At 69.8% G+C, this 23,887-nt stretch carries 25 protein-coding genes; 13 read left to right on the top strand and 12 right to left on the bottom strand.

Annotated features, from left to right (window positions below; translation table 11 throughout):
• Positions 1 to 92: 92 nt before the first annotated feature.
• The 6 genes from DD542_RS04915 to DD542_RS04890 are packed head-to-tail and all read left to right on the top strand — an operon-like array spanning position 93 to position 5,568.
• Positions 93 to 779: a glutathione S-transferase family protein gene (locus DD542_RS04915; RefSeq protein ID WP_127804222.1), complete on the top strand. Its 687-nt coding sequence runs from the start codon at positions 93 to 95 to the stop codon at positions 777 to 779.
• 31 nt (positions 780 to 810) lie between these two features.
• Positions 811 to 1,689, top strand: coding sequence for a PhzF family phenazine biosynthesis protein (locus DD542_RS04910; protein ID WP_127804216.1), 879 nt, complete (start codon positions 811 to 813; stop codon positions 1,687 to 1,689).
• Positions 1,690 to 1,732: 43 nt separating this feature from the next.
• Positions 1,733 to 3,046, top strand: coding sequence for a multifunctional CCA addition/repair protein (locus DD542_RS04905; protein ID WP_127804214.1), 1,314 nt, complete (start codon positions 1,733 to 1,735; stop codon positions 3,044 to 3,046).
• 9 nt (positions 3,047 to 3,055) lie between these two features.
• On the top strand, positions 3,056 to 3,466 hold the full coding sequence (locus DD542_RS04900) for a hypothetical protein (protein ID WP_066155037.1): 411 nt from the start codon (positions 3,056 to 3,058) through the stop codon (positions 3,464 to 3,466).
• A gap of 24 nt (positions 3,467 to 3,490) precedes the next feature.
• Positions 3,491 to 4,198, top strand: coding sequence for a response regulator transcription factor (locus DD542_RS04895; protein ID WP_066155040.1), 708 nt, complete (start codon positions 3,491 to 3,493; stop codon positions 4,196 to 4,198).
• The gene (locus DD542_RS04890; RefSeq protein WP_127804212.1) at positions 4,195 to 5,568 is read left to right on the top strand and encodes a sensor histidine kinase; all 1,374 of its coding nucleotides are present in this window, start codon (positions 4,195 to 4,197) and stop codon (positions 5,566 to 5,568) included. Before DD542_RS04895 ends, DD542_RS04890 begins: the two co-directional genes overlap by 4 nt.
• Before the next feature lie 117 nt (positions 5,569 to 5,685).
• On the opposite strand, the gene DD542_RS04885 is transcribed toward DD542_RS04890, so the two are convergent.
• From DD542_RS04885 to DD542_RS04845, 9 genes are all read right to left on the bottom strand, one after another.
• Positions 5,686 to 6,786 carry an ABC transporter ATP-binding protein gene (locus tag DD542_RS04885; protein WP_127804210.1) on the bottom strand — a complete coding sequence of 367 codons (1,101 nt, stop codon included), beginning with the start codon at positions 6,784 to 6,786 and terminating at the stop codon, positions 5,686 to 5,688.
• Positions 6,787 to 6,791: 5 nt separating this feature from the next.
• Positions 6,792 to 7,652 carry a carbohydrate ABC transporter permease gene (locus DD542_RS04880; protein ID WP_127804208.1) on the bottom strand — a complete coding sequence of 287 codons (861 nt, stop codon included), beginning with the start codon at positions 7,650 to 7,652 and terminating at the stop codon, positions 6,792 to 6,794.
• Positions 7,642 to 8,520 carry a sugar ABC transporter permease gene (locus DD542_RS04875; RefSeq protein WP_127804206.1) on the bottom strand — a complete coding sequence of 293 codons (879 nt, stop codon included), beginning with the start codon at positions 8,518 to 8,520 and terminating at the stop codon, positions 7,642 to 7,644. The genes DD542_RS04880 and DD542_RS04875 overlap by 11 nt, the downstream gene beginning before the upstream one ends.
• The gene (locus tag DD542_RS04870) at positions 8,517 to 9,800 is read right to left on the bottom strand and encodes an ABC transporter substrate-binding protein (RefSeq protein ID WP_066155056.1); all 1,284 of its coding nucleotides are present in this window, start codon (positions 9,798 to 9,800) and stop codon (positions 8,517 to 8,519) included. The genes DD542_RS04875 and DD542_RS04870 overlap by 4 nt, the downstream gene beginning before the upstream one ends.
• Before the next feature lie 102 nt (positions 9,801 to 9,902).
• A complete protein-coding gene (locus tag DD542_RS04865) occupies positions 9,903 to 11,153 on the bottom strand; it encodes an ABC transporter substrate-binding protein (RefSeq protein ID WP_127807283.1) in 1,251 nt (416 codons plus the stop codon).
• A 166-nt stretch (positions 11,154 to 11,319) separates the two neighbouring features.
• Positions 11,320 to 12,300, bottom strand: a complete 981-nt coding sequence (glk, locus tag DD542_RS04860; protein ID WP_127804204.1) for a glucokinase — start codon at positions 12,298 to 12,300, stop codon at positions 11,320 to 11,322.
• A 79-nt stretch (positions 12,301 to 12,379) separates the two neighbouring features.
• On the bottom strand, positions 12,380 to 12,826 hold the full coding sequence (gene trxC / locus DD542_RS04855) for a thioredoxin TrxC (RefSeq protein WP_127804202.1): 447 nt from the start codon (positions 12,824 to 12,826) through the stop codon (positions 12,380 to 12,382).
• Between the two features lie 82 nt (positions 12,827 to 12,908).
• Positions 12,909 to 13,103, bottom strand: coding sequence for a DUF2905 domain-containing protein (locus DD542_RS04850; protein ID WP_127804200.1), 195 nt, complete (start codon positions 13,101 to 13,103; stop codon positions 12,909 to 12,911).
• Positions 13,104 to 13,111: 8 nt separating this feature from the next.
• Positions 13,112 to 14,263 (bottom strand): SAM-dependent methyltransferase, encoded by a 1,152-nt coding sequence (locus DD542_RS04845; RefSeq protein WP_241559681.1) that lies wholly within the window; start codon positions 14,261 to 14,263, stop codon positions 13,112 to 13,114.
• Positions 14,264 to 14,293: 30 nt separating this feature from the next.
• Between DD542_RS04845 and DD542_RS04840 the strand changes: the two genes are divergently transcribed.
• Positions 14,294 to 15,085: an SDR family oxidoreductase gene (locus DD542_RS04840; RefSeq protein ID WP_127804198.1), complete on the top strand. Its 792-nt coding sequence runs from the start codon at positions 14,294 to 14,296 to the stop codon at positions 15,083 to 15,085.
• An 11-nt stretch (positions 15,086 to 15,096) separates the two neighbouring features.
• Complete coding sequence (locus tag DD542_RS04835; protein ID WP_066155421.1) at positions 15,097 to 15,474, top strand: dihydroneopterin aldolase; 378 nt, start codon at positions 15,097 to 15,099, stop codon at positions 15,472 to 15,474.
• A 92-nt stretch (positions 15,475 to 15,566) separates the two neighbouring features.
• Here the strand turns inward: DD542_RS04835 and DD542_RS04830 are convergent, their stop codons facing one another.
• On the bottom strand, positions 15,567 to 16,619 hold the full coding sequence (locus tag DD542_RS04830) for a porin family protein (RefSeq protein ID WP_127804196.1): 1,053 nt from the start codon (positions 16,617 to 16,619) through the stop codon (positions 15,567 to 15,569).
• A gap of 235 nt (positions 16,620 to 16,854) precedes the next feature.
• On the opposite strand from DD542_RS04830, the gene ttcA reads away from it, so the two are divergent.
• From ttcA to DD542_RS04815, 3 genes are read left to right on the top strand one after another with little or no spacing between them, the layout of a single operon-like run.
• On the top strand, positions 16,855 to 17,781 hold the full coding sequence (gene ttcA, locus DD542_RS04825; protein ID WP_066155092.1) for a tRNA 2-thiocytidine(32) synthetase TtcA: 927 nt from the start codon (positions 16,855 to 16,857) through the stop codon (positions 17,779 to 17,781).
• Positions 17,782 to 17,821: 40 nt separating this feature from the next.
• Complete coding sequence (locus DD542_RS04820) at positions 17,822 to 18,280, top strand: hypothetical protein (RefSeq protein ID WP_127804195.1); 459 nt, start codon at positions 17,822 to 17,824, stop codon at positions 18,278 to 18,280.
• Positions 18,250 to 18,456 (top strand): hypothetical protein, encoded by a 207-nt coding sequence (locus DD542_RS04815; RefSeq protein ID WP_164868347.1) that lies wholly within the window; start codon positions 18,250 to 18,252, stop codon positions 18,454 to 18,456. Before DD542_RS04820 ends, DD542_RS04815 begins: the two co-directional genes overlap by 31 nt.
• Positions 18,457 to 18,472: 16 nt before the next feature.
• On the opposite strand, the gene DD542_RS04810 is transcribed toward DD542_RS04815, so the two are convergent.
• Positions 18,473 to 20,440, bottom strand: a complete 1,968-nt coding sequence (locus DD542_RS04810; protein ID WP_164868346.1) for a PAS domain-containing protein — start codon at positions 20,438 to 20,440, stop codon at positions 18,473 to 18,475.
• 105 nt (positions 20,441 to 20,545) lie between these two features.
• Between DD542_RS04810 and DD542_RS04805 the strand changes: the two genes are divergently transcribed.
• Positions 20,546 to 21,187 (top strand): histidine phosphatase family protein, encoded by a 642-nt coding sequence (locus DD542_RS04805; protein ID WP_127804189.1) that lies wholly within the window; start codon positions 20,546 to 20,548, stop codon positions 21,185 to 21,187.
• 16 nt (positions 21,188 to 21,203) lie between these two features.
• Complete coding sequence (locus DD542_RS04800) at positions 21,204 to 22,931, top strand: lysoplasmalogenase family protein (protein WP_127804187.1); 1,728 nt, start codon at positions 21,204 to 21,206, stop codon at positions 22,929 to 22,931.
• On the opposite strand, the gene DD542_RS04795 is transcribed toward DD542_RS04800, so the two are convergent.
• Positions 22,919 to 23,887 (bottom strand): SPOR domain-containing protein, encoded by a 969-nt coding sequence (locus DD542_RS04795; protein WP_127804185.1) that lies wholly within the window; start codon positions 23,885 to 23,887, stop codon positions 22,919 to 22,921. The two genes, DD542_RS04800 and DD542_RS04795, sit on opposite strands and share 13 nt — an antisense overlap.

Raw genomic sequence — 23,887 nt, 5'->3', positions numbered from 1 at the left:
CACCTGCAGGCGGCGAATCAATCGGCCGCCTCTTTGTCATCAATGGCCCGCGGCCAGAGCCCTACCATGCGGGCTCTCAACCGGAGGAACCCATGGCATTGCAGCTCTACATCGGCAACAAGAACTACTCGTCCTGGTCCATGCGCCCCTGGGTGCTGCTGACCGGAGCCGGCATTCCCTTTGAGGAAAAGATGGTGCGCTTCGACTCGTTCGATGCGCAATCGGCGTTCAAGTCGGTGGTCGCGGCCATCAACCCGGTGGGCAAGGTGCCGGTGCTGGTGGACGATGGTTTCGCGGTCTGGGACACGCTGGCCATCGCCGAGTACCTGGCCGAGCGTTTCCCCGACAAGCAGCTCTGGCCAGCCGATGCCAGGGCGCGCGCCCGGGCCCGCAGTGTCTGCGCCGAGATGCACAGCGGCTTCACCGCCCTGCGCAGCCACTGCTCGATGAACATCGAGGCCTCGCTGCCCGAGGTGGGGCGCATCCTCTGGCGCGACCAGGCCGGCGTGCGCGCCGACATCGCGCGGCTCGAAGCCATGTGGACCGGCCTGCTGGCCGAACACGGCGGGCCGATGCTGTTCGGCGAATTCGGCATCGCCGACGCCTACTTCGCCCCGGTCTGCTCGCGCATCCGCACCTACGCCCTGCCCGTCAGTCCGACGGTGGCGGCGTATGTGGACCGCGTGCACCAGCTGCCGGCGGTGCAGGCCTGGGTCCAGCAGGCCCTGGCCGAACACGACTTCATCGACTTCGACGAGCCCTACCGCAGCCGGCCCTGATGCCGGCCGCCGCGACCACAGGACGGACCCCATGCAGGTCGCCGTTCACATCGTCAACGCCTTCCCCGACGCCCTCGGCGGCGGCAACCCCGCCGGCGTGGTGCTGGATGCCGACGCGCTGACCCCGGCCCAGAAGCTGTCGATTGCCCGGCAGGTGGGCCTGTCCGAGACCGCGTTCGTCTCGGCGTCGCAGAAGGCCACCCTCCGGCTGGAGTTCTTCACGCCGGCGCGCCAGATCGCCCACTGCGGGCACGCGACCATCGCCACCTTCTCCCTCCTGAGGCAACAGGGTGTGCTCGGGAACGGCCGCTTCTCGAAGGAGACGGTGGACGGCCCCCGCGACATCCTGCTGGACGGCGACATGGCCTTCATGGAGCAGACCGCACCAGCCTACAGACGCATCGACCCCGCATCGGACCTGGGCGCCCGGATTGCGTCGTCCATTGGCCTTCCGCCAGGACGTCTGGCAGCCGAGGTGGACCCGCATGTGGTCAGCACGGGCAACGCCTTTCTGCTGATCGCCCTGCCGGACGCGCAGGCCCTGGCCGAGCTCCGCCCCCGACAGGACCTGGTGCACGCGATCAGCGAGGAGCTGGACCTGATCGGGGTCTACGCGTTCACCACGAAGACGCAGCGCCCCGGCCGCCATGCCGGCGCCCGCATGTTTGCGCCCCGGTTCGGCATTCCCGAGGAGCCGGGCACGGGCATGGCGGCGGGTCCGCTGGCCTGCCTGCTGCACGACGTGCTGGGTGTGCAGGACCGGGAGCTGCTCATTGAGCAGGGCTGGCTGATGCAGTCCCCGTCGCCGAGCCTGATCCGGGTGGTCCTGGAACGGGAAGACGGGCGCATCACCCGCCTGATGGCCGGTGGCACCGGCCACATCAGCCGGTCGATGGTGCTGGAGGCCTGACCGCACACGTGGCAGGGTGCAGGCCCCGGCCTACACTCGCCGGATGGACATCTACCTGGTGGGCGGCGCGGTGCGCGACGCCCTGCTCGCCCGTGACACCACCGCCGCCGCCCACGTGGACCGCGACTGGGTGGTCGTCGGGGCCACACCCGAGGCCATGGCCGACAGCGGCTTCCTGCCGGTGGGCAAGGACTTCCCGGTCTTCCTGCACCCGCAGACGCGCGAGGAGTACGCGCTGGCCCGCACCGAGCGCAAGACTGCGCCGGGCTACCACGGCTTCGCCTTCCACACCGACCCCGGCGTGACGCTGGAAGAGGACCTGGCGCGGCGCGACCTGACCATCAATGCCATGGCGGTGGCCCAGGCCGAGGCCCACGACCCGGCCCGCGCCACGCTGATCGACCCCTACGGCGGCCGGGACGACCTGCGTCACCGCGTGCTGCGCCACGTCACCGGGGCCTTCGCCGAAGACCCGGTGCGCATCCTGCGGCTGGCGCGCTTCGCCGCACGCTTCCCCGATTTCACGGTCGCTCCCGACACCCGGGCGCTGATGGTGCGCATGGTCGAACACGGCGAGGTCGACCACCTGGTGCCCGAGCGCGTGTGGCAGGAGCTCTCGCGCGGCCTGATGGAGCAGCGGCCCAGCCGCATGTTCGAGGTGCTGCGCAGCTGCGGTGCGCTGGCCCGGCTGCTGCCCGAGGTGGACCGGCTCTGGGGCGTGCCGCAGCGCGCGGAATACCACCCCGAGGTGGACACCGGTGTGCACCTGATGATGGTGCTGGACATGAGCGCGCGCCTGGGCGCCAGCCTGCCGGTGCGCTTCGCCTGCCTGTGCCACGACCTGGGCAAGGGCACCACGCCGGCCGACGTGCTGCCGCGGCACATCGGCCACGAAGAGCGCAGCGCACGCCTGCTCAAGGGGGTGTGCGAGCGCTGGCGCGTGCCGCGCGAATGCCGCGAGCTGGCCGACGTGGTGGCCCGGGAGCACGGCAACATCCACCGCAGCGAGGGCCTGGGCGCGGCGGCGCTGCTGCGGCTGCTGGAGCGCTGCGACGCGATCCGCCGCCCGGAGCGCTTCGACGAGGTGCTGCTGGCCTGCGAGTGCGACGCCCGGGGGCGCCTGGGCTTCGGGGAACAGGCCTATCCCCAGCGCGAACGGCTGCTTGGCGCGCTGCGCGCGGCGCAGACAGTCGACAGCGGGGTCATTGCGCGCCAGGTGATGCAGCAGATCGGGCGATCGCGCGAGAATGCCTCCGAACCGCCCGCGGCCGATGCCGGCCCGCGCATCGCCCAGGCCCTGCATGCCGCCCGCGCGGCCGCCGTGGCCCTGGCGCTGAAAGCGGAGAGCCCGACCTAGGAGACGGCCATGGCCCAGCACAACCCGTTCAACCCCACCCTGGCCGACGGCATCCGCCGCCACGGGTTCCGCAAGTGGTATGAACGGGAGCTGCTCTCCAGCCACGCCCACATGGCGCTGGCGCTGCTGGCCTCGGTGGCCCTGATCGCCAGTTTCGAGGCCTTCCAGGGCGGCAGCTGGAACGAGAAGCTGCTCAACACGGGCTTCGTGCTGGCCTGTGCGGTGATCGCGCTGTGGGCGCTGCGCCGCTACCTCTACCTGCTGATGCACGCCGAAGAAATGGCCAACCAGGCCAACTGCGGCCAGTGCAAGGCCTACGGCCTGCTGCTGGTGCCCGACGACGCCCGCAACGATGCGCGGCGGCTGGTGCCGGTGTGCTGCAAACGCTGCGGCTTCCGCTGGGACATGCAGGACGGCTGAGCCGCTCGCCGGATAATCGGATGCATGGCCCATTTGCTGATTGTTGAAGACGACGAACTGCTGCGCGACGGCCTGAGCGCCCAGCTCATGCAGGCCGGCCACCGCATCGACACCGCGGTCGATGGCGAACAGGCGCTCAGCCGCCTGGACACCGAGGCCTACGAAGGCGTGGTGCTCGACCTGGGCCTGCCCAGGGTCGACGGCCTGACCGTGCTGCGCCGCCTGCGCCAGCGCCTGCCCGCGCTGCCGGTGCTGATCCTGACGGCGCGCGACGGCATCGAGGACCGGGTCGAGGGCCTGAACGCCGGCGCCGACGACTACCTCACCAAGCCCTTCAACCGCGACGAGCTGCTGGCGCGCCTGCAGTCCATGCTGCGCCGCGCCAGCCTGCCGGCCTTCGGCCCCAGCCCGCAGGTGCCGGCCCCGCCGCCCGCGCCGGGCACACTGCGGCTGGACCCGGTGCTGCCGCGCGCCTGGCTGGGCAACGAGGTGATCGACCTGACCCAGCGCGAGTGGTCGCTGCTGGACCTGCTGGTGCGCCACAGTGGCCAGGTGGTGAGCCGCGAGGACGTGCTGGCCGCCTGGCAGTCCGACCCGGGCGAAGGCGGCGTCGCCTCCAACGCGCTGGAGGTCTACGTGCACCGCCTGCGCCGCAAGCTCGCCGGCTCGACGCTGAACATCCGCAACATCCGCGGCCTCGGGTACCTGCTGGAAAACACCGGCGCGCCATGACGGGCGCGACCACCACCCGGCTCTCGCTGCGGCGCCAGCTGCTGCTGTGGCTGCTGTTGCCGCAGCTGGTGCTCTGGGCCGGCGGTGGTCTGCTGGCCTACCGCATCGCACTGTCCTACGCCGAAAAGGCCATCGACCAGTCGCTGACCCAGTCGGTGCGGGCACTGGCGCGCCAGGTCAAGCCCATCGGCTCGGGCCTGCTGATCGACTTTCCGCGCGCGGCGCAGGACGTGCTGGAACAGGACCCCAAGGACCGCATCAGCTACATGGTGTCCTCGCCACCGGGCCAGTTCCTGCTGGGCAACCAGACCCTGCCGCAGCCGGAAGAGGGCATGGTGGGCACCGAAGGTCCCCTGCTCTACGCCGCCGAAATCGACGGCAAGCCGCTGCGCATCGTGGCGCTGGACGTGAACTACGGCGAGGTCAATGCGCCGCAGACCCTGCGCGTGCAGGTGGGCAAAAGCCTGGCGGTGCAGCAGCGCATCGCGCGCGAGCTGATCGCCGACATGCTGGCGCCCCTGCTGGCGGCTGGCGTGCTGCTGAGCCTGGCGGTGTACGGCGGCATCCAGCGCGGCCTGGCGCCGCTGACGCGGCTGACGGCCCAGCTGGAGAACCGCTCGGTCAACGCGCTCTCGCCCATCGGCATGACGCAGGCGCCCAACGAGGTGCATGCGCTGGTGCAAGCCATCAACGGCCTGCTGGACGAGGTGGCGCGCAACGTGAACCAGGAGAAGCGCTTCATCAACGACGCCGCGCACCAGCTGCGCACACCGCTGGCCGGGCTGATCAGCCAGGTCGAACTGGCGCAGCGCGAGAACAGCGACCCGGTGCTGGGCGCGCGACTGACCAAGGTGCTCACCGGCGCCGAGCGCAGCGCCCACCTGGTGCACCAGCTGCTCACCCTGGCCCGCACCGAAACCACGGCGCGGCGCGAGCCGCTGGACCTGGCGGCCCTGGCGCGCGATGTGGCGCGCGAATGGACGCCGCGCGCGGTGGCCGCCGGCGTCGACCTGGGCTTCGAAGGCGAGGAGCACCGCATGGTGCAGGGCGACGCGCTGCAGCTGCGCGAGGCCATGGCCAACCTGATCGACAACGCCCTGCGCTACACGCCGCGCGGCAGCGCGGTGACGCTCAAGGTCGAGGCCGATGGCGAGCGCACACGCCTGCTGGTGGAAGACAACGGGCCCGGCCTGTCCGAGGCCGACATGGCCCATGTGTTCCAGCGCTTCTGGCGCGCCAGCGAGCTGCCGGGCGGCTGCGGCCTGGGCCTGGCCATCGTCAGCGAGATCGCGCGCCGCCATGGTGGCGAGGCGACGGCGGAAAACATGCAGCCCCATGGGCTGCGGATCACGTTGAACTTGACGGCCTGAGGATCCGGCGCCGGGCCGTCCCAAGCCGGATCAGCCCCACGACCCGGTAATGACCTGATCCCTTCCCGGTCATGGGGCAGCGACCCGCGCAGCGGCGAAGCGTGGGGGTCTGTGCGTTCAGCCGACGAACAGCGAGGTCGAATCCATCGCCGTGATGCGCGCGCAGCTGGCCTTGTCGAACCAGTTGTTGTGGCGGCCGCTCACCGTCATGCCCACGTTGTCGCCCACCGCCACCCTGGTGTTGGCGGCTTCGCGCACCGTGATCAGCCCCACGGCCGTCTTCACCACGATGTAGGTGTCGGCGCCGGTCGGCTCCACCAGCACCACCTCGCCGCGCCAGCCGGCGTCGGCATTCAGGTGGATGTGCTCGGGCCGCTGGCCCAGCGTCGCCTCCGGGCCGTCCGGGCAGGGAATGTCCAGCGCGCCGCCGTCGAACACGAAGCGGCCACCTTCACCGGCGCGTTCGACGCGGCCGTTGATGAAGTTCATGGTGGGCGAGCCAATGAAGCCGCCGACGTAGGTGTTGGCCGGGCGGCGGTAGATCTCGTCGGGCGTGCCGATCTGCTGCAGGATGCCGTCCTTCATCACCGCGATGCGGCTGCCCAGGGTCATGGCCTCGATCTGGTCGTGCGTCACGTACACCGTGGTGATGCCGCTGTGCTGGTGCAGGCGCTTGATCTCGGCGCGCATTTCCACGCGCAGCTTGGCGTCCAGGTTGGACAGCGGCTCGTCGAACAGGAACAGCTGCGGGTCGCGCGCCAGGGCGCGGCCCATGGCCACGCGCTGGCGCTGGCCACCCGAGAGCTGGGCCGGCCGGCGGTCCAGCAGGTGCTGGATCTGCAGGATGCCCGCCACTTCCTGGATGCGCTTTTCGCGCTCGGCCTTGGGCACCTTGCGCATTTCCAGCGCGAAGCCGATGTTGTCGGCCACGCTCATGGTCGGGTAGAGCGCGTAGCTCTGGAACACCATGGCGATGTCGCGCTGCGCCGGCGGCATGCCGATCACGTTCTTGCCGCCGATGTGCAGCTCGCCTTCGGTGGGCTCTTCGAGGCCGGCAATGATGTTGAGCAGCGTGGACTTGCCGCAGCCCGAGGGGCCGACCAGGATGAGGAACTCGCCCGGTGCGACGTCGATGTCGATGCGCTTGAGCACCTCGACCGCCTTGTCGCCCTTGCCGAAAGCCTTGCGGATGCCCTTGATGTGGAGTGGAGAAGCCATGTGTTTCAACCTTTGACGGCGCCGGCCGTCAGACCCTTGACGAAGTACTGGCCCGCGAGGACGTAGACCAGCATGGTGGGCAGGCCGGCGATGATCGCCGCGGCCATGTCCACGTTGTAGTTCTTGACGCTGCTGGTGGTGTTGGCCATGTTGTTCAGGCCCACGGTCACCGGCTTGCTGTCGGCGCCGCTGAAGGCCACGCCGAACAGGAAGTCGTTCCAGATGTTGGTGAACTGCCAGATCAGCGTCACCATCATGATGGGCGTGGACATCGGCAGCACGATGCGCCAGAAGATGCGCCAGAAGCCCGCGCCGTCGATGCGCGCGGCGTTCACCAGTTCGCGCGGCACCGCCGTGTAGTAGTTGCGGAAGAACAGCGTGGTGCCGGCCATGCCGGCCAGGCAGTGCACCAGCACCAGCCCGCCGATCGAGCTGGACAGGCCCAGCCAGCCCAGCACCTGGCTCATGGGCAGCAGCACCACCTGGAAGGGCATGAACACGCCGAACAGCAGGAAGCCGAACAGCACCTCCGAGCCGCGGAACTTCCACATGGAGAGCACGTAGCCGTTGAGTGCGCCCCAGGCGGTGGAAATCAGCACCGCGGGCACCGCCATGAACACGGAGTTCATGAAGTAGGGCTTGAGGCCGCGGCAGTCCACGCCGGTGCAGGCGGTGTTCCAGGCCAGGTGCCAGGCGTCCAGGTTGAGCGAGGTCGGCAGGCTCAGCAGGTTGCCGGCGCGCAGCTGGTCGGCGTCCTTGAACGAGGTGACGATCATCACGTACAGCGGCGCCAGAAAGAACAGCGCCGCCGCCAGCAGCAGGCCGTAGGTGAACACCCGGCCGAAGGTCAGGGATTTAGCGGTCATGGGGCTTGCTCCGCAGTTCGCTGTAGAGGTAGGGCACCACGATGGCCGCCACAGTGGCCAGCATCATGGTGGCGCTGGCCGCGCCCAGGCCGATCTGGCCGCGCGTGAAGCTCATGGTGTACATGAAGGTGGCGGGCACGTCGGTCGCGTAACCGGGGCCGCCGGCCGTCAGGGCCATCACCAGGTCGAAGCTCTTGATCGACAGGTGCGACAGCACCAGGATGGTGGAGAACACCACCGGGCGCAGGATGGGCAGGATGATGCGCCAGTAGATCAGCGGCAGCGAGGCGCCGTCGATCTGCGCGGCCTTGATGATGCTGTCGTCGATGCCGCGCAGGCCGGCGAGGAACAGCGCCATCGCAAAGCCCGCCGACTGCCAGATGCCCGCGATCACCACGCAGTAGATGGCGTAGTCGGACTGCACCAGCCAGTCGAAGTTGAAGCTGGTCCAGCCCAGGTCGTGCATCAGCTTCTGCAGGCCGTCGCTGGGGTTGAGAATCCACTTCCAGGCCGTGCCGGTCACGATGAACGACAGCGCCATGGGGTAGAGGTAGATGGTGCGCAGCCAGCCTTCGGCGCGGATCTTCTGGTCCAGGAAGATCGCCAGCACCATGCCGACCAGCATCGAGCCGCCGACGTAGAGCACGCTGAAGATGCCCAGGTTCTTGAGCGCGACGTACCAGCGGTCCATGGTCCACAGCTGCGCGTACTGCTCCAGGCCCACGAAGTTCTCGTAGTTGGGCAGCATGCGCGAGCCGGTCATGGACAGCACGCCGTTCCAGATCATCAGCCCGTAGATGAAGGCAAAGCCGAGCACGAAGCCCGGTGCGATCACCAGCTTGGGCAGCAGGTTTTCAAATGATTTCATGGGAGGGGCTTCTGAGGGCCGGCCGCCAGGGCCAGCAGTTGTTTCTGTGCGTCATTCACCGACATCTGCGGGTTGTTCCAGAAATCCGAGACCAGCTTGCGCATCAGCGCCTGTTGTCCCGGGGCGAGTGCCATGCCGTGGGCCACCGAGGGCACCAGGGTGCCGGCCTTGGCGGTCTTGCCAAAGTCCTGGGCAGAGACTTTGGCGCATTCGTCGAATTTGTCCATGGCCACGTTCTGCCGCACCGGGATCGAGCCCTTGCGCAGGTTGAAGCGTTCCTGGAAGTCCTTGCCCATCAGCAGATAGGCCAGGTAACCCTGCGCCTTCTGCGCCTCCCAGGCCTTGAGCTGGAACATGGCGAAGGAATCGACGTTGTAGGTGAAGGCCTCGGCCGTGCCCGGCGCGGGGAAGCAGCGGAAGTCCTTGCCCGGCTGCTGGCCTGCGGCGAGGAACTCGCCCTTGGCCCAGTCGCCCATGAACTGGAAGCCGGCCCTGCCCTTGATGACCAGGTCGGTGGTGGCGTTCCAGTCGCGCCCTGGCGAGGCGGCATCGACATAGCCGCGCAGGCGCCGGAAGGTCTCCAGCGAGCGGCGCAGGGTGTCGCTGCCCAGGGCTTGCGCATCCAGCTTCACCAGGGCCGCGTCGTAGAACTTCGCACCGCCCACGCCCAGCACCACCGACTCGAAGGTGGTGAAGTCCTGCCAGTCCTGGCCACCGTGGGCCAGGGCGATCAGGCCGGCCGCGCGCACCTTGTCGGCGGCCTTGAAGAATTCGTCGAAATTGCGCGGCGCCTCGTTCACGCCCGCCTGGCGCAGCACCTCGGCGTTGGCCCAGAGCCAGTTCACCCGGTGCACATTGACCGGCACGGCCACGTAGCGGCCCTTGTGCTTCATCTGGTCGGCCACCACCTTCGGCAGCGCCTCGTCCCAGCGGTCGAAGGAGGCCATGGCGTCGAGGTTGGTCAGCGCGCCCAGCGCCGCCCATTCCTGGATCGCCGGCCCCTTGATGTTGGCCGCGGCCGGCGGGTTGCCCGCCAGCACACGCGCCTTGAGCACGTCCATCGCGTTCTGCCCGCCGCCGCCCACCACCGCGAAGTCTTTCCAGCTGTGGCCGCGCTGGGCCATCAGGCCCTTGAGCTCGGCGAGCGATTTGGCCTCGCCACCCGAGGTCCAGTAGTGCAGCACCTCGACCTCACCCGCCCGGACACCGGCGCCGGCGGCCAGCAGCAGCGATGCCAGCAGCGATGCACACGCGCGACGAAAGCCTGTGTAGTGACGCATGGTGAAGCTGAAAAAGGGGTGGCGGGCGCCCGGCGGGCAGCACCCGTCCCACCCACCCCGATGGCGGGGCGGGTGAAGGCCGGGCGTGGCTCCGGACGGGGCTTACTTGGTGGTCGCGGCCTTGGCGATGTTCTTCACACCGTCGGCGACCGAGATCTTGTCGTCGTTCCAGAACTGGCTGACGGCGTCCTTGATGGCGCCTTCGGCAGCCGGGCTGACCGCCATGCCGTGGGCGATCGAGGGCACCAGGCCACCGCTCTTGGCGGTGTCGACGAAGTCCTTGCTGGAGAGCTTGGCGCAGTCGTCGAACTTGTCCATCTTCATGCCCAGGCGGACCGGGATGGAGCCCTTGTTCAGGTTGAAGACTTCCTGGAACTCGGGGCCCATGATGGCAGCGGCCAGGTCGCCCTGGGCCTTCTGGGCCGCGGCGTCCTTGAGCTTGAACATCGCGAACGAGTCGACGTTGAAGGTGTAGGCGTTGCCCGTGCCCGGGGCGGCGGCGCAGATGTAGTCCTTGCCCGGCACCTTGCCGGCGGCGGTGAACTCGCCCTTGGCCCAGTCACCCATGAACTGGAAGGCGGCCTTCTCCTGGATCACCATGGCGGTGGCCAGGTTCCAGTCGCGGCCCGGGGCGGCGGGGTCGGTGTAGGACTTGATCTTGCGGAAGGTTTCCAGCGACTTGGTCATGGTCGGGCTGGTCAGGGCCTTCTGGTCCAGCTTGACCAGGGCGTCCTGGTAGAACTTGGCGCCACCGACGCCCAGCACCACCGATTCGAAGGTGGTGAAGTCCTGCCAGTTCTGGCCACCGTGGGCCACGGCGATCAGACCGGCCTTCTTGACCTTGTCGGCGGCGGCGAAGAACTCGTCCCAGGTCTTGGGCGCGCTGGCCACACCGGCCTTCTTCAGCACATTGGCGTTGGCCCACATCCAGTTGACGCGGTGCACGTTCACCGGTGCGGCGACGTAATTGCCCTTGTACTTCATCACGTCGGCGACCACGCCGGGCAGCAGGCTGTCCCACTTCTCGGCCTTGGCGACGGCGTCCAGGTTGGCCAGCACGCCTTCGTTCGCCCATTCCTGGATGCCCGGGCCCTTGATCTGGGCGGCGGCGGGCGGGTTGCCGGCCACGACGCGGCTCTTCAGGACGGTCATGGCGGCATCGCCACCGCCGCCGGCCACGGCGAAGTCCTTCCAGGTGTGGCCCTTGCCCTGCATGATCTTCTTGAGCTCGCCGACCGACTTGGCCTCGCCGCCCGAGGTCCACCAGTGCAGGACTTCCACCTCGCCGGCAATGGCGGCGGAGCCGGCCATCACGAAAGCGGCGGCGGCGGCGAGTTTCGACAGTTTCATCATCATGTCTCCAGTAAAGAAGGGACGCCGCACGCGACAGCGTGCACGGCGCGGAACCATCCAGAGCGACACCATGCCGCCGGATGTCTGTAATTTATCTTTAATTAAAGAAATATTACATCCGCAGAAACCCGAATCCCTGCCCCACCCCTGCGCTGGTGACAAAGTTTCAGCGGTGGCCGTCCAGCGCGCGGGCCGCGCCCAGTAGCGCGGGCGACTGGGCCGAGGTGATGACCCAGACCGGCATGCCCTGCAGCAGGCCGGTGAAGCGGCCTTTGTTGTCGAAACGCTCGCGGAACGGCGATGCATCGAACCAGGCGCCCAGGCGCGGCACGATGCCCCCGCCCACGTACACGCCGCCGCGCGCGCCCAGCGTCAGCGCCAGGTTGCCGGCCACCGAGCCGAGCATGGCGCAGAAGATGTTCAGAGTCTCCAGCGCCTGCGGGTGGCCGGCCTTGAGCGCGGCCTCGCTGACCGCGCTGGCGGAATCGAGCCCCTGCACCGTCACGCCGTCGGCCTCGCAGAGGATGGCGCAGGTGTCGACCAGCCCCTGGCCGCAGCACACGCGCTCGGCCGAGGCGTGGCCGTAGCGGCGGATCAGGCCGTCCATCACGGTGCGCTCGCGCGCGGTGGTCGCCGGCAGCGTGACGTGGCCGCCCTCGCCTTCGAGGGGCACCCAGCCGCCGTGGCCGTCGGGCAGCAGGCCGGAGACGCCCAGCCCGGTGCCGGCGCCGACCAGGCCCATGGCCACGCCGGGCACCGCTTCGCCGCCACCGACCTGGCGCAGCTCGGCCGCCGGCAGGTCCGGCAGGGCCAGGGCCAGGGCGGTGAAGTCGTTGAGCATGCGCAGCGTGCGCAGGCCGAACTCGGCCTTGACCGCGGACTGGGAGAAAGCCCAGTCGTGGTTGGTCATGCGGACCATGTCGCCGGTGATCGGGTTGGCAATCGCGATGGCCACCGCCGCGGGCGCGCCGCGGCCCAGCCCGTCGAGGTAGGCGTGCATGGCGGCCTGCAGCGTGGGGTAGTGCGCGCCGGGCAGCACCTGCACGTCGGTGATGGGCGCGCCGGGCGCGGCCTGCCAGGCGAAACGGGCGTTGGTGCCGCCGATGTCGGCCAGCAGCCGGGCGGTGTCGGATGGGGTCTGGGGCATGGCGTCGGTTCCGGAAAAGGTCCCGGAATTATGCCGGAGCTGTAACCAAATTACAGCCGCCCTGCCCCCTGCGGGGGCTTCAGCCCAGGTGCGAGCGGGTCCAGCGCACGATGTCGGCCGCGCCCATGGCGCCCGGCTGGCGCGCCACCTCGCGGCCGTTCACGAACAGCGCCAGCGTCGGAATGCTGCGGATGTTGAGCCGCGCGCCCAGCGCCTGCGCCTCTTCGGTGTTGACCTTGGCCAGGCGCACATGGGGCTCCAGCTGCTTCGCCGCGGCCTCGAACTGCGGCGCCATCATGCGGCAGGGGCCGCACCAGGGCGCCCAGAAATCCACCAGCACCGGCAGTCGCGAGCGCGCGATGTGCTTCTCGAACGCCGCCTCGTCCAGCGCGACCGGGTGGCCATCGAACAGTGGGCGGTGGCACTTGCCGCAATCGGGCGTGGCCGACAGATCGGCCGGCGCCACGCGGTTGGTGGTGTGGCAGTGCGGGCAGACGACGTGCAGGGATTCGGTGGCAACGGTCATGGGCGGGCTCCAAGGGTTTCGGGGCAGATGGGGACCGCCGGCACCACTTCAAGAGACACCCCACCGGGTATGCGACGGGCGCTCAGATCAGCTGGCCGATCAGGCTGGCGACGAAGCTCAGCAGGATGGTGGTGGTCAGCGGGACGAACCACTCGCGGCCGAAGGCCTTGAAGCGCAGGTCGCCCGGCAGCTTGCCGAAGCCCAGCTTGTGCAGCAGCGGCGTGAACCAGCTGATCAGCAGCAGGGCCAGGAAGATGACGATCATCCAGCGGATCACGGCGGCTCCTACAGGCGGTGGGTGCGGTCGCCGGTGGCAAAGCCCATCGGGTTCCAGCCTTCGGCGCTGGGCAACGGCGCCAGACCGATCACCTTGAACAGCTCGCCCATCTCGTGCTCGTTGACCAGCTTGGAGAGCATGGCGTTCTCGCGCGGACCGGCGTCCTTCGCCACCTCCAGCAGGCCGCAGTTGATCAGGAAGCGCCCCTGCGAGGTGTAGCCCAGCACCACCATGCCGGCGTCCTGCGCGGCCAGCGCGATGCCGGTGAAGTTCACGTGCGCGGTGATGTCCTTGAGGCCGAGGTCGCTCAGCGGGTCGTCGTCGCTGCGGTGGGCGCGGTGGCAGATCAGCGTGCCCATGTGGCGCTGCGGGTGGTAGTACTCGGCTTCGGGAAAGCCGTAGTCGATGAAGAAGGCCGCGCCGCGCACCAGGCGCTCGGCCAGCGTGCGGATGAAGGCCTCGGCCTGCGGGTGGATCTCGGTCAGGTAGTCGTGCGGGCCTTCGATGTCCAGCGGCGGCCGCAGCGCCGTCGGCCGGTCGGCCCAGGCCAGGCGGCCATCATGGGCCAGCGCCACACCGCGCTCGTGCCAGGTGCCCTCATCCTGCCCGCCCACGCGGCGCAGCAGCTGCACCGGCATCGCGTCCAGCACCTCGTTGCCGATCACCACGCCGTCGAACACCTCGGGCAGGCGGTCGGCCCAGACCACGCGGTCCGCATGCCGCGCCAGCGTGGCCTGCTGGCGCTCGCGCAGGCTGCCCGAGAGGTCGACGATGGTGTAGCGGCGCGGCGCCTGGCCCAGCGCCGTGAGCGCGTCCAGCACCTGCAGCGCGAGCGCGCCGGTGCCGGCGCCGAACTCCCAGACCTCGTCGGTTTGGGTGGACGCCAGCGCCTGCGCCACCTGGCGCGCCAGGGTGTGACCGAACAGCGGGGAGAGCTCGGGTGCGGTCACGAAGTCGCTGCCCTGGCCGGCCACGCCCTCGGGCATCTGGCCGAACTTCGGCGTGGCGTTGGCGTAGTAGCCCAGCCCCGGCTCGTACAGGGCGATGGCCATGAAGCGGTCGAAGGGCAGCCAGCCGCCGGCCTCGCGGATGGCCTCGGCCACGCGCTCAAGCAGGGCGCTCGTTACACTGCCGGGCTGGTTCACTGTGTCGGTGTTCACACGCCGATTGTCCAGGATCGACTGCCCACCATGTCCGGAACTGCCCCCCCGCCCCCGAACCCCGTCCGCACCGCGCTGGTCACAGGCGCCGGCAAGCGCCTGGGCCGCGAGATCGCCCTCACGCTGGCCCGCGCCGGCTGGAACATCGCGGTGCACTTCCGGCAATCCGCCGCCGACGCCGGGCATACCGCGCGCGACTGCGATGCGCTGACCGGCCGCCCAGGCAGCGCCGCCACCTTCGGCGCCGATCTCGCCGACGAGGCCGCGGTTCGCGCCCTGCTGCCGGCCGTGGTGGCGTACTTCGGCACGGTCGACGCCGTCGTCAACAGCGCCTCGCTGTTCGAGCACGACGACGCGGCCAGCTTCGGTTTTGCCACTATGGAAGCCCACCTGCGCAGCAACACCGGCGCGCCCATCCTGCTGGCCCAGGCGCTGCACGCGCACCTGGCCACGCGCGATGCGGAGGGCGCGGTGGTCAACCTGCTGGACCAGAAGCTCTGGAACCTCAACCCCGACTTCCTGAGCTACACCCTCTCCAAGGCGGCGCTCGAAGCGGCCACCGGCATGCTGGCGCTGGCGCTGGCGCCACGCGTGCGCGTGGTGGGCGTGGCGCCGGGCCTGACGCTCACCAGCCACCTGCTGAGCGATGAGAAATTCCAGACCCTGCACCGCCAGTCGCCGCTGGGCCGCTCGTCCACCCCGGAGGACGTGGCCGCCACCGTGGCCTTTGCGTTGGGCAACCGCTCGGTCACCGGCACCACGCTGCTGGTTGACGGCGGCCAGCACCTGATGCGCTTCGAGCGCGACTTTTCGATGATGTGAGGCGGATGCCCATGAACTCCACGAACCACGCCGGCACCCAGATCCTCACCCTCACCGGGCTGCGCTTCGACGCCAACCTGGGCATCCTGGAGCACGAGAAGACCAGCCCGCAGCCGATCCAGGTGGATGCCGAGCTCAACCAGGGCACCCAGCCTCTGCTGCCGCACGACGACGACATCAGCCACGTGCTGGACTACCGCAAGGTGCGCCAGATCATCATCGACGAGTGCACCGCCGAACACGTGAACCTGCTGGAGAGCCTGATCGGCAAGCTCACGCGGCGCCTGATGCAGCTGCCTGGCGTGATCGGCGTGCGGGTCAAGATCGCCAAGCTGGAGATCTTCGACGACTGCGAGGTCGCGATCCGCATGGAAAGCGGGCAGTGGTGAGGCGCACGCCGTCCCGGTTCTGAAAAAAGAAAGGGCCCCTCGCGGGGCCCTTTTGATGTACAGGCTGGTGCTTCAGGCCACCAGCGACGGCATCACTTGAAGTTGTACTGGACGCCGACGCCCAGGTACATCAGCTCTTTCCACGAACGCGCTTCGTCCGAGCTCTTCTTCAGGAACACATCGAAGTCGCTGCGCAGGGACAGGTTCTTGGTGAAGGCGTGGGTCAGGCCCAGGCCCAGGGTCGGGCGGGTCTGCGTGCCTTCGACGGCGTCGGTGTGCTTCACACGGGCCACGCCGGCCTTGCCGAACAGGCGGGTGGCTTCACCCAGGTCGGTGCCGACGGTGCCACGCAGGCCCAGGGCGCTGACCTTGGACTCCAGGCCGTTCTCGAAGTTGTGGCTGCTGCCGAACTGTGCAAAGGCTTCCGCACCCCAGAGCTTGTTGAACTGGTAGCCGGCGCCCAGTTGCAGGGCGGGCTTGGTGTCGTGGTCGTTGTGCTGGGCGATGCCGTCGATCGGGCCGTTGCCGATCAGGTCGCGCTGGGCGCCCAGGGTGCCGAAGACGTACGGGAAGGCCACGACTTCAGCGGCCTTGGGCACCGGCGCGGGCGCGACCGGAGCGGGCGCAGGCGCTGCCGCCACCGGGGCGGGTGTGGGGGCTGCGGCGGGCACCGGAGCGGGCGCGGCGGCCACCGGGGTGGGGCGCGGCAGCAGGTCGGAGAAGTGGTTGTCGCACTGGCGCATGGTCACGCGCACGATCTTGCCGCTGGCGTCCTTGTACGCGTTGACTTCCATGGTCGGGCTGAACGGGATCCACTTGCCCTGCAGCGCCTTGCTCACGCCGCCGCGGCCGCGGGCCGTGGCCACACCCTTGTCGCAGGCGCCTTTGGCGTATGTGGGGCTCAGGTCCTTGAGCAGCATCGGCGACACCGAGGCCTCACCGGCGCGCAGCTTGGGCTTCTGCTTGGTCTGGGGCTTGTAGAACTTGGCCGTGCCGCCCTGGATGGCGGCGTCGCAGGCCTCGGGCGTGGCGTAGCCGGTGTTGCCGTCGCGGTCGGTGGTCATGCCGGCGGTCTGGGCCATGGCGACGGAGGCGATGGAAACCAGCATGGACGCCAGGGCGACCCGATGAATAGCAAAGGACATAAAGGACTCCAAATAAAATTGATGTTTTTCCCAGGTTGTGCCGCAGCAGGGACACAACAGGATGGCGCGGCGCAACAAGGCCGCTCACACGGGGAGAAAGTGTAGCTTTCGACCTAAATCCGCCTGTAACAAGCCGCAATCTTGCGGGTTTTGACCACCGACTTGTGCATTGCAGCATACCGCAATGCGAACCTGTTGCGTTTGACGCACACCGCCCCGGCCCGAGGCCCGACCGATGACCCCAGAAAAACTCGCCTTCGAAAACAAGAAACTCGAAAAACGCCTGTGCCGCGAGGTCGGCCGCGCCATCGTGGACTACAACATGATCGAGGAAGGCGACCGCGTGATGGTCTGCCTTTCCGGCGGCAAGGACAGCTACGGCCTGCTCGACATCCTGATGAAGCTGCAGAAGCGCGCGCCGGTGAACTTCGAGCTGATCGCGGTCAACCTCGACCAGAAGCAGCCCGGTTTCCCCGACCACATCCTGCCCGAGTACCTGTCCAAGCTGGGCATCCAGTACCACATTGAAACCCAGGACACCTACTCCATCGTCAAGGAAAAGATCGAGCCGGGCAAAACCATGTGCAGCCTGTGCAGCCGGCTGCGCCGCGGCATCCTCTACCGCGTGGCGCGCGAGCTGGGCGCGACCAAGATCGCGCTGGGCCACCACCGCGACGACATGCTGCAGACCCTGTTCCTGAACATGTTCTTCGGCGGCAAGCTCAAGGGCATGCCGGCCAAGCTGGTCAGCGACAACGGCGAGTTCATGGTGATCCGCCCGTTGGCCTACGTGCCCGAGAAGGACCTGATCCGCTGGGCCGAACACCGGCAGTTCCCCATCATCCCCTGCACCCTCTGCGGCAGCCAGGAGAACCTGCAGCGCAAGCAGGTGGGCAACCTGCTGCGCGACTGGGACAAGCAGTTCCCCGGCCGGCTGGAGAACATGCTGCACGCGCTGCAGAACGTGGTGCCCAGCCACCTGATGGACCGCTCGCTCTACCCCTTCCAGACCCTGCAGACCACCGGTGCGCCGGTGGAGGACGGCGACCTGGCCTTCGACGAGGAGCCGCTGGTGGCACCCGCACCCGCCGCCGACGCGGACGCTGTGGAAGTGAACGTCCGGCCCCGTGCGACGGTCATACCGATTGCCGCCACCACCTGATATGGGTGCCTAGCCAGGCGTCCAACCCGCCGGAGGAACCATGACCCGCCTTGCCCTCGCCCTGCTGACCACCCTCGCCCTGGCCGGCTGCGCCGGCACCTACCGCGTGGACAACGCGGTGCAGAGCTACGCGCACTGGTCGGCCGACATCCCCACCGGCGCCCAGGCCCCGGCCGCCGTGCCCCAGGCGCCACAGACCTACCGCTTCGAGCGCCTGCCCTCGCAGCGGGAGGGAGGGTCCGCCGAAGACCAGAACCGGCTGGAAGCCTGGACCCGGACCGTGCTGGAAACACACGGCTGGACCGTCGCCGAGGCTCCCGCGGCCGCCCCCTGGCGGGTGCAGGTCACGGCCACCACCGTGCGAACGCCCGCAGCCCCTGGGACGACCCATGGCCCAGCTGGCGCTTCCGGGGGCAGGTCGTGGCCGGCAATGGCTATTTCTACTGGTCGCCAATGTTCGTCGTGCCGATGGACATGCCCTGGTACGAGCGCAAGGTGACCGTGGTGATCCGCGATGCAGCATCGGGCCGTGTGGTCTACGAAACCCAGGCCGGCCACGACGGCCGCTGGAACAGCACGCCCGCGCTCTGGCAGGCCATGCTGCAAGCGGCGCTGAACGGCTTCCCGGTACCGCCTTCCGGACCCCGGCAGGTCGACATCGACCTGCCGCGCTGAGCCCCGGCCGGCGCCTTCAGCGCGGCGGCGCCTCGATCAGCGCGCGCACGGCATCGGCCAGCGCATCCATGCTGTCCTGCTTGCCCAGCACGTCGGACACCCCCGCCGCGGCCGCGGCGCCGAGCAGCGCCTCGTTCACATGCCCCGAGACGATGGCGATGCGCAGCCCAGGTCGCAGCGCATGCACCGCCTGCGCCAGCTCCACGCCGCTCATGCCCGGCATGTTGTGGTCGGACACGCACAGGTCCACCGGCTCCCGGCTGCTGCGGAACCAGGCCAGGGCCTCCTCACCCGACAGGAAGGTGCTGACCCGGTAACCCTGCTTGCGCAGCAGCCGGCCGGCCAGGAACACCAGTGCCTCGTAGTCGTCCACGTAGACGATGTGCCGCCCCGGTGGCGCGGGAACGGCCGGTGGCGGTGCGGCGGGTGCAGGCGCCTCGGCGTCCGCGGCGCCGGAGGCCAGCGGCAGGAAGACGTCGAACCGGGTGCCTTCGCCCGGCGTGCTGTGCAGCGCGATCGCGCCCTGGTGCGCCTTGACGATGCCGTGCACCACCGACAGCCCCAGACCGGTGCCGCTGCCAGGCGCCTTGGTGGTGAAGAAAGGCTCGAACACGCGCTGCTGCGTCGCCTCGTCCATGCCCGGGCCGTTGTCGGCCACGCTCAGCAAGGCATAGGCACCGGGCGGCAGATGCCCCAGCCGCAGCGCCTGCGCCGCATCCAGCTCCACCTCGTCCAGCCCCACGGTGATGTCGCCCGGCCGCGACTCCAGCGCCTGCCAGGCGTTGGTGCACAGGTTCATCAGCACCTGCTGCACCTGCGTCGCGTCGGCCAGCACCGGCAGCGGCGACGAGGCCAGGCGGGTGCTCAGCCGCACGCCCGCGGGCAGCAGCGAGCGCATCAGCCGCAGCGCCTCGTCCACCAGCGGCTTCAGTGGCTGGCGCTGCAGCTCCTGCGTCTGGCGCCGGCTGAAGGCCAGGATCTGCTGCACCAGCTGGCGCGCGCGGATCGCCGCGCGGTGGATCTCGGCCAGGCTCTCCTGGGCGGCGTGGTCCGGCCCCACGTCTTCGCGCGCCAGGGCCAGGTTGCCCAGGATGGCGGCCAGCAAGTTGTTGAAGTCGTGCGCCACGCCGCCGGCCAGGGTGCCGATGGCCTCCATCTTTTGCGACTCGCGCAGCTGCGTCTCCAGCGCCCGCTGCTGCGCCTCGGCCTGCTTGAGTTCGGTGATGTCCGTGTGCGTGCCCACCATGCGCAGCGGCCGGCCGTCGGCGTCGCGTGCGATCACCATGCCGCGCGAGAGCACCCACTTCCAAGACCCATCCTTGCAGCGGATGCGGTGTTCGTTGCGGTAGAGGGCGGTGCGGCCGTCGAAGTGCGCCTGGCGGTCGGCCTGCATCTGGGCCACGTCGTCCGGGTGGGTCCGCCCGTCCAGCTCCTGCGCACGCGGCGCCAGCTCGTCGGCGGTGTAGCCGTACATGGCCTTGATGCGCGGCGACACGTATTCCTCGCCGGTCACCAGGTTCCAGTCCCACACGCCGTCCCCGGCGCTGTCCAGCGCCAGCTTCCAGAGCGCCTCGCTCTGCCGCAGCGCCAGCTCGGCCTGCATGCGCTCGCTGATGTCCTCGACCGTGCCTTCGTAATAGAGCAGCCGCCCCTGCGGGTCGTACACCCCGTGGGCGTTCTCGTTCACCCAGCGGCGTTGCCGGTCGCAGTGGCGCACCACCTCGGACACAAAGCCTCGCACGAAGCCGTCGCGCACCAGCTGCGCCTGGAACTCGGCCCGGCGGCCGGGCCGCACATACCAGTCGCTGCTCGCCCGGTTCACGTCGTCCAGCATGGTCTGCTCGTCGCTGTAGCCGTTGAGCTGCACCAGCGCCGGGTTGGCGCGCAGCATCACACCGTCCCTGGAGCTCCGGTAAGCACCGATCGGCAGGAACTGGAACAGCGACGAGAAGTCCGCCACGCGGGCGTCGTGGTGTTCGGGCATCGCCGTATTGTGTCGCGCCGTCCTGCCGGCCGGCCCATCGGCCATCCGGTGGCCAGACCGTCCGTCCGGCGCTACAGTGACCGTTTTTCCCCCGAGGGCCTTTCCTTGCACGTCACCCGCATCATCGCCGTGCGCCACGGCGAAACCGCCTGGAACCGCGACACCCGCATCCAGGGCCACACCGACATCGCCCTGTCGGACAAGGGCCGCTGGCAGGCCGAGCGCCTGGCCCTGGCCCTGCGCGACGAACCCATCGCCGCGTTCTACGCCAGCGACCTCTCGCGCGCCTTCGACACCGCCAGCACCACGGCCCGCGCCCACGGCAAGCCGGTGCAGGCCCACCGGGGCCTGCGCGAACGGGCCTTCGGCCGCTTCGAGGGCCTGACCTGGGCCGAGATCGAGGCCCACCACCCGGAGGACGCACTGTCCTGGCGCAAGCGCGTGCCCGACTTCGCGCCACCGGGCGGCGAGTCGCTGCTGCAACTGCGCGAACGCGTGGTCGCCGCCGTCGACGAGATCGCGGCGCGCCACCCCGGCGAGCAGCTGATGCTGGTGGTCCACGGTGGTGTGCTGGACATCCTCTACCGAGCGGCCACCCGGCTGGAACTGCAGGCGCCGCGCACCTGGGACCTGAGCAACACCGCGGTCAACCGCCTGCTCTGGACACCCGAAGGCCTGGGCCTGGTGGGCTGGGCCGACACCGGCCACCTGCAGGACGACGGGGCGCTGGACGAGACCACCGCCTGAGCCACCGACGCCTGCCATGACACCGAACCAGGTCATCGTGCTCGCCACGCCGGTGTTCCTGCTGCTGATCGCCATCGAGTTCTGGGTCGGGCGACGGCGCAGGCGCAACACCTACGCGCTGGCCGACACATTCAGCAGCATCGGCCTGGGCATGCTCAGCCGCATCGCCGACGTGTTCACGCTCGCGCTGCGCCTGGGCATCTACGTCTGGGTGCAGGACCACGCGGCCCTGTGGCGCAACGACGGTTTCTGGACCTCGCCCGCCGGCTGGCTGCTGGCCCTGGTGTTCTACGACTTCCTCTACTACTGGAACCACCGCCTGGGCCACGAGGTGGGCTTGCTCTGGGCCGCGCACGTGGTGCACCACCAGAGCCAGCACTACAACCTCTCGACGGCGCTGCGCCAGCCCGCCAGCTACGCGCTGCTGGGCTGGGTGTTCTACCTGCCGATGGCGCTGGCCGGCGTGCCGCCACTGGTGTTCGCCGTGGTCGGGCTGGTGGACCTGCTCTACCAGTTCTGGATTCACACCGAGCAGGTCGGATCGCTCGGCCGCTTTGACCGCTGGTTCGCCTCACCCTCGAACCACCGCGTGCACCACGCGGTCAACGACCGCTACCTGGACAAGAACTACGGCGGCATCCTGATGCTGTGGGACCACCTGTTCGGCAGCTTCGAACCCGAGGACCCGGAAGAACCCTGCGTCTACGGCACGCGCAAGCCGCTGCAGAGCTGGGACCCGGTCTGGGCCAACGCCGAGGTCTATGCGGGGCTGGCCCGCGACAGCGCGCGCACCGGCCGCTGGGGCGACCGGCTGCGCACCTGGATCAAGCCCCCCGGCTGGCGCGCGCCCGATGTGGCGGCGCGCTGGCCGACCCCGGCCTTCGACCTCGGCGCCGTGCAGCGCTTCGACCCGCCCGCCTCGCGCGGCGCGCAGGCGCTGGCGGCACTGGTGTTCGTGCTGCTGCTCGGCGGCGTCGCCTTCTTCCTCTGGACCGCCGACGCGCGCGCCCTGCCGGGCAACCTGGCCTGGACCGCCGCCCTGCTGGCCGGGCTCTGGGCGCAGGGCGCGCTGCTGCAGGGCCGCATAGGCCCGGGAATGGTGCTGATGGTGCTAAGCGCCGCGTTGGCCACGCTCGCCGCCGCGGAAGGCTGGACCGAACTGCACCGGGTGTTCAAGCCGCTGACCATGCTGGTCGTCATCGGTCTGGTGCTGCGCGCGGACGTCCGCCACAAGGGCTGGCTGCTGGCCGCGCTCGCAGGCTCGCTGGCCGGCGACGCCTTCCTGATGTTCGAGGGCTTCTTCATCGCCGGCCTGGCGTCGTTCCTGCTCGCGCACCTGGCCTACATCGCCCGCCTGCGGTCCGACGCGCCCTGGTTCGCTGACCGGCAGGCGCTGGGAGCGGTGGGCGCCGTGGGTCTGGTGATGTACGCGCTGCTCTGGAGCGGAGGGCCGTGGAGCGGTGGTCTGCCGCCGGGTCTGCGGGCGCCAGTGGCGGCCTATGTGCTGGTCATCGCACTGATGGTGTCGCAGGCGCTGGGGCGGGCCCGCGTGCACGCCGATCCGGCGGCCTGGCGCGTGGCCGCGGGCGCCCTGTGCTTCATGCTCAGCGACACCCTGCTGGCGACCGACCGCTTCCTTGTGCCGCTGCCGGCGCGCGACCTGCTGGTGCTCTCGACCTACTACGCGGCGCAGGGCCTGATGGTGGCCGGCCTGCTGCCAGCGGCGCCGCGTCAGGGCGCGTAGACGCGGGCTTCCAGCCCCAGGGCCCGCACCTTCGTCGCGGCCTGCTCGGCCTCCTCGCGCCGCTCGAAGGGCCCCACCCGCACGCGGGTGAGCGGCCCCCGCGCCGACTCGATCGGGTCGTGCAGCACCGGCAGGCCGGCTTCGACCAGCCGCGCCTTGGCGCGCTCGGCGTTGGCCTCTCTGGCGAACATCCCCACGTTGACGCCGAAACCGCGCGGCCGGGGCCGAAGCACCGGCTCGGGCGCCGCCGGGGTGGGTGCAGCCGCCACGGGTTCGACAGGGGCTTGAACCGGCAGCACGGCGGGCGTTGCCGGCGGTGCCTCGGTGGGCGATGCCACGGGGGGCGACGGCAGGAGCCGTGGCGCTAGCTGCGGCGGTGCGGGCGACTGAACCTGCGCCGCACCCACAGCCGCCGGGCGCCACTGCTGCCCGACCACCCCGGCCAGCAAGGCCACCACCACCAGGACCGCAGCCGCGGCCACCAGACCCGCCACGCGCCAGCCGTACTCGGAACGCTCCAGCCGCTCCACCGCCTCCTGGAAACTGTCGGCCTGCTCGACAGCGGCGGCCACGCGCTCGCGCAGCCCCCGGTGCAAACAGGCCATGCCCCAGAGCCCGGGCAGCGCGCACCACAGCACCAGGGCCGACGCCGTCAGCCCGATCCGGATGCCCGTGGGCACGCCCCCGGCGCGCGTCCACATCCAGCCCAGGGCCGCGGCGGCGACGAGCGTCAGCCCGACCTGCGCGAGCGCGGCGCCCCACAGCCGCCAGTACACCAGCCAGGCCAGCTGGCCCAGCGCCGCGCGCGTGCTCCAGTCCATGGCCGAGCGCCCACGCTCCTCGAAGCGCGCGATGACCGGGAGATAGGCGCTGGCGCCGGCCGGACCCAGCGCCGCGCGGTACAGCGACGCCGCGCTGGCGGGCAGCCCGGTCGGGTCGTCCTGCCCGGCGTCCAC

It is taken from the genome of Hydrogenophaga sp. NH-16 (assembly GCF_004006415.1).
In the GTDB taxonomy this organism is placed as follows: Bacteria; Pseudomonadota; Gammaproteobacteria; order Burkholderiales; family Burkholderiaceae_C; genus Hydrogenophaga; species Hydrogenophaga pseudoflava.
This window is presented reverse-complemented; position numbering and strand designations above follow the sequence as displayed.

Excerpts from the sequence above, each read along its gene's own strand:
- DD542_RS04915 (WP_127804222.1), top strand. The coding sequence starts at position 93 with ATGGCATTGCAGCTCTACATCGGCAACAAGAACTACTCGTCCTGGTCC.
- DD542_RS04910 (WP_127804216.1), top strand. The coding sequence starts at position 811 with ATGCAGGTCGCCGTTCACATCGTCAACGCCTTCCCCGACGCCCTCGGC.
- DD542_RS04905 (WP_127804214.1), top strand. The coding sequence starts at position 1,733 with ATGGACATCTACCTGGTGGGCGGCGCGGTGCGCGACGCCCTGCTCGCC.
- DD542_RS04900 (WP_066155037.1), top strand. The coding sequence starts at position 3,056 with ATGGCCCAGCACAACCCGTTCAACCCCACCCTGGCCGACGGCATCCGC.
- DD542_RS04895 (WP_066155040.1), top strand. The coding sequence starts at position 3,491 with ATGGCCCATTTGCTGATTGTTGAAGACGACGAACTGCTGCGCGACGGC.
- DD542_RS04890 (WP_127804212.1), top strand. The coding sequence starts at position 4,195 with ATGACGGGCGCGACCACCACCCGGCTCTCGCTGCGGCGCCAGCTGCTG.
- DD542_RS04885 (WP_127804210.1), bottom strand. The coding sequence starts at position 6,786 with ATGGCTTCTCCACTCCACATCAAGGGCATCCGCAAGGCTTTCGGCAAG.
- DD542_RS04880 (WP_127804208.1), bottom strand. The coding sequence starts at position 7,652 with ATGACCGCTAAATCCCTGACCTTCGGCCGGGTGTTCACCTACGGCCTG.
- DD542_RS04875 (WP_127804206.1), bottom strand. The coding sequence starts at position 8,520 with ATGAAATCATTTGAAAACCTGCTGCCCAAGCTGGTGATCGCACCGGGC.
- DD542_RS04870 (WP_066155056.1), bottom strand. The coding sequence starts at position 9,800 with ATGCGTCACTACACAGGCTTTCGTCGCGCGTGTGCATCGCTGCTGGCA.
- DD542_RS04865 (WP_127807283.1), bottom strand. The coding sequence starts at position 11,153 with ATGATGAAACTGTCGAAACTCGCCGCCGCCGCCGCTTTCGTGATGGCC.
- glk (WP_127804204.1), bottom strand. The coding sequence starts at position 12,300 with ATGCCCCAGACCCCATCCGACACCGCCCGGCTGCTGGCCGACATCGGC.
- trxC (WP_127804202.1), bottom strand. The coding sequence starts at position 12,826 with ATGACCGTTGCCACCGAATCCCTGCACGTCGTCTGCCCGCACTGCCAC.
- DD542_RS04840 (WP_127804198.1), top strand. The coding sequence starts at position 14,294 with ATGTCCGGAACTGCCCCCCCGCCCCCGAACCCCGTCCGCACCGCGCTG.
- DD542_RS04835 (WP_066155421.1), top strand. The coding sequence starts at position 15,097 with ATGAACTCCACGAACCACGCCGGCACCCAGATCCTCACCCTCACCGGG.
- DD542_RS04830 (WP_127804196.1), bottom strand. The coding sequence starts at position 16,619 with ATGTCCTTTGCTATTCATCGGGTCGCCCTGGCGTCCATGCTGGTTTCC.
- ttcA (WP_066155092.1), top strand. The coding sequence starts at position 16,855 with ATGACCCCAGAAAAACTCGCCTTCGAAAACAAGAAACTCGAAAAACGC.
- DD542_RS04820 (WP_127804195.1), top strand. The coding sequence starts at position 17,822 with ATGACCCGCCTTGCCCTCGCCCTGCTGACCACCCTCGCCCTGGCCGGC.
- DD542_RS04815 (WP_164868347.1), top strand. The coding sequence starts at position 18,250 with ATGGACATGCCCTGGTACGAGCGCAAGGTGACCGTGGTGATCCGCGAT.
- DD542_RS04810 (WP_164868346.1), bottom strand. The coding sequence starts at position 20,440 with ATGCCCGAACACCACGACGCCCGCGTGGCGGACTTCTCGTCGCTGTTC.
- DD542_RS04800 (WP_127804187.1), top strand. The coding sequence starts at position 21,204 with ATGACACCGAACCAGGTCATCGTGCTCGCCACGCCGGTGTTCCTGCTG.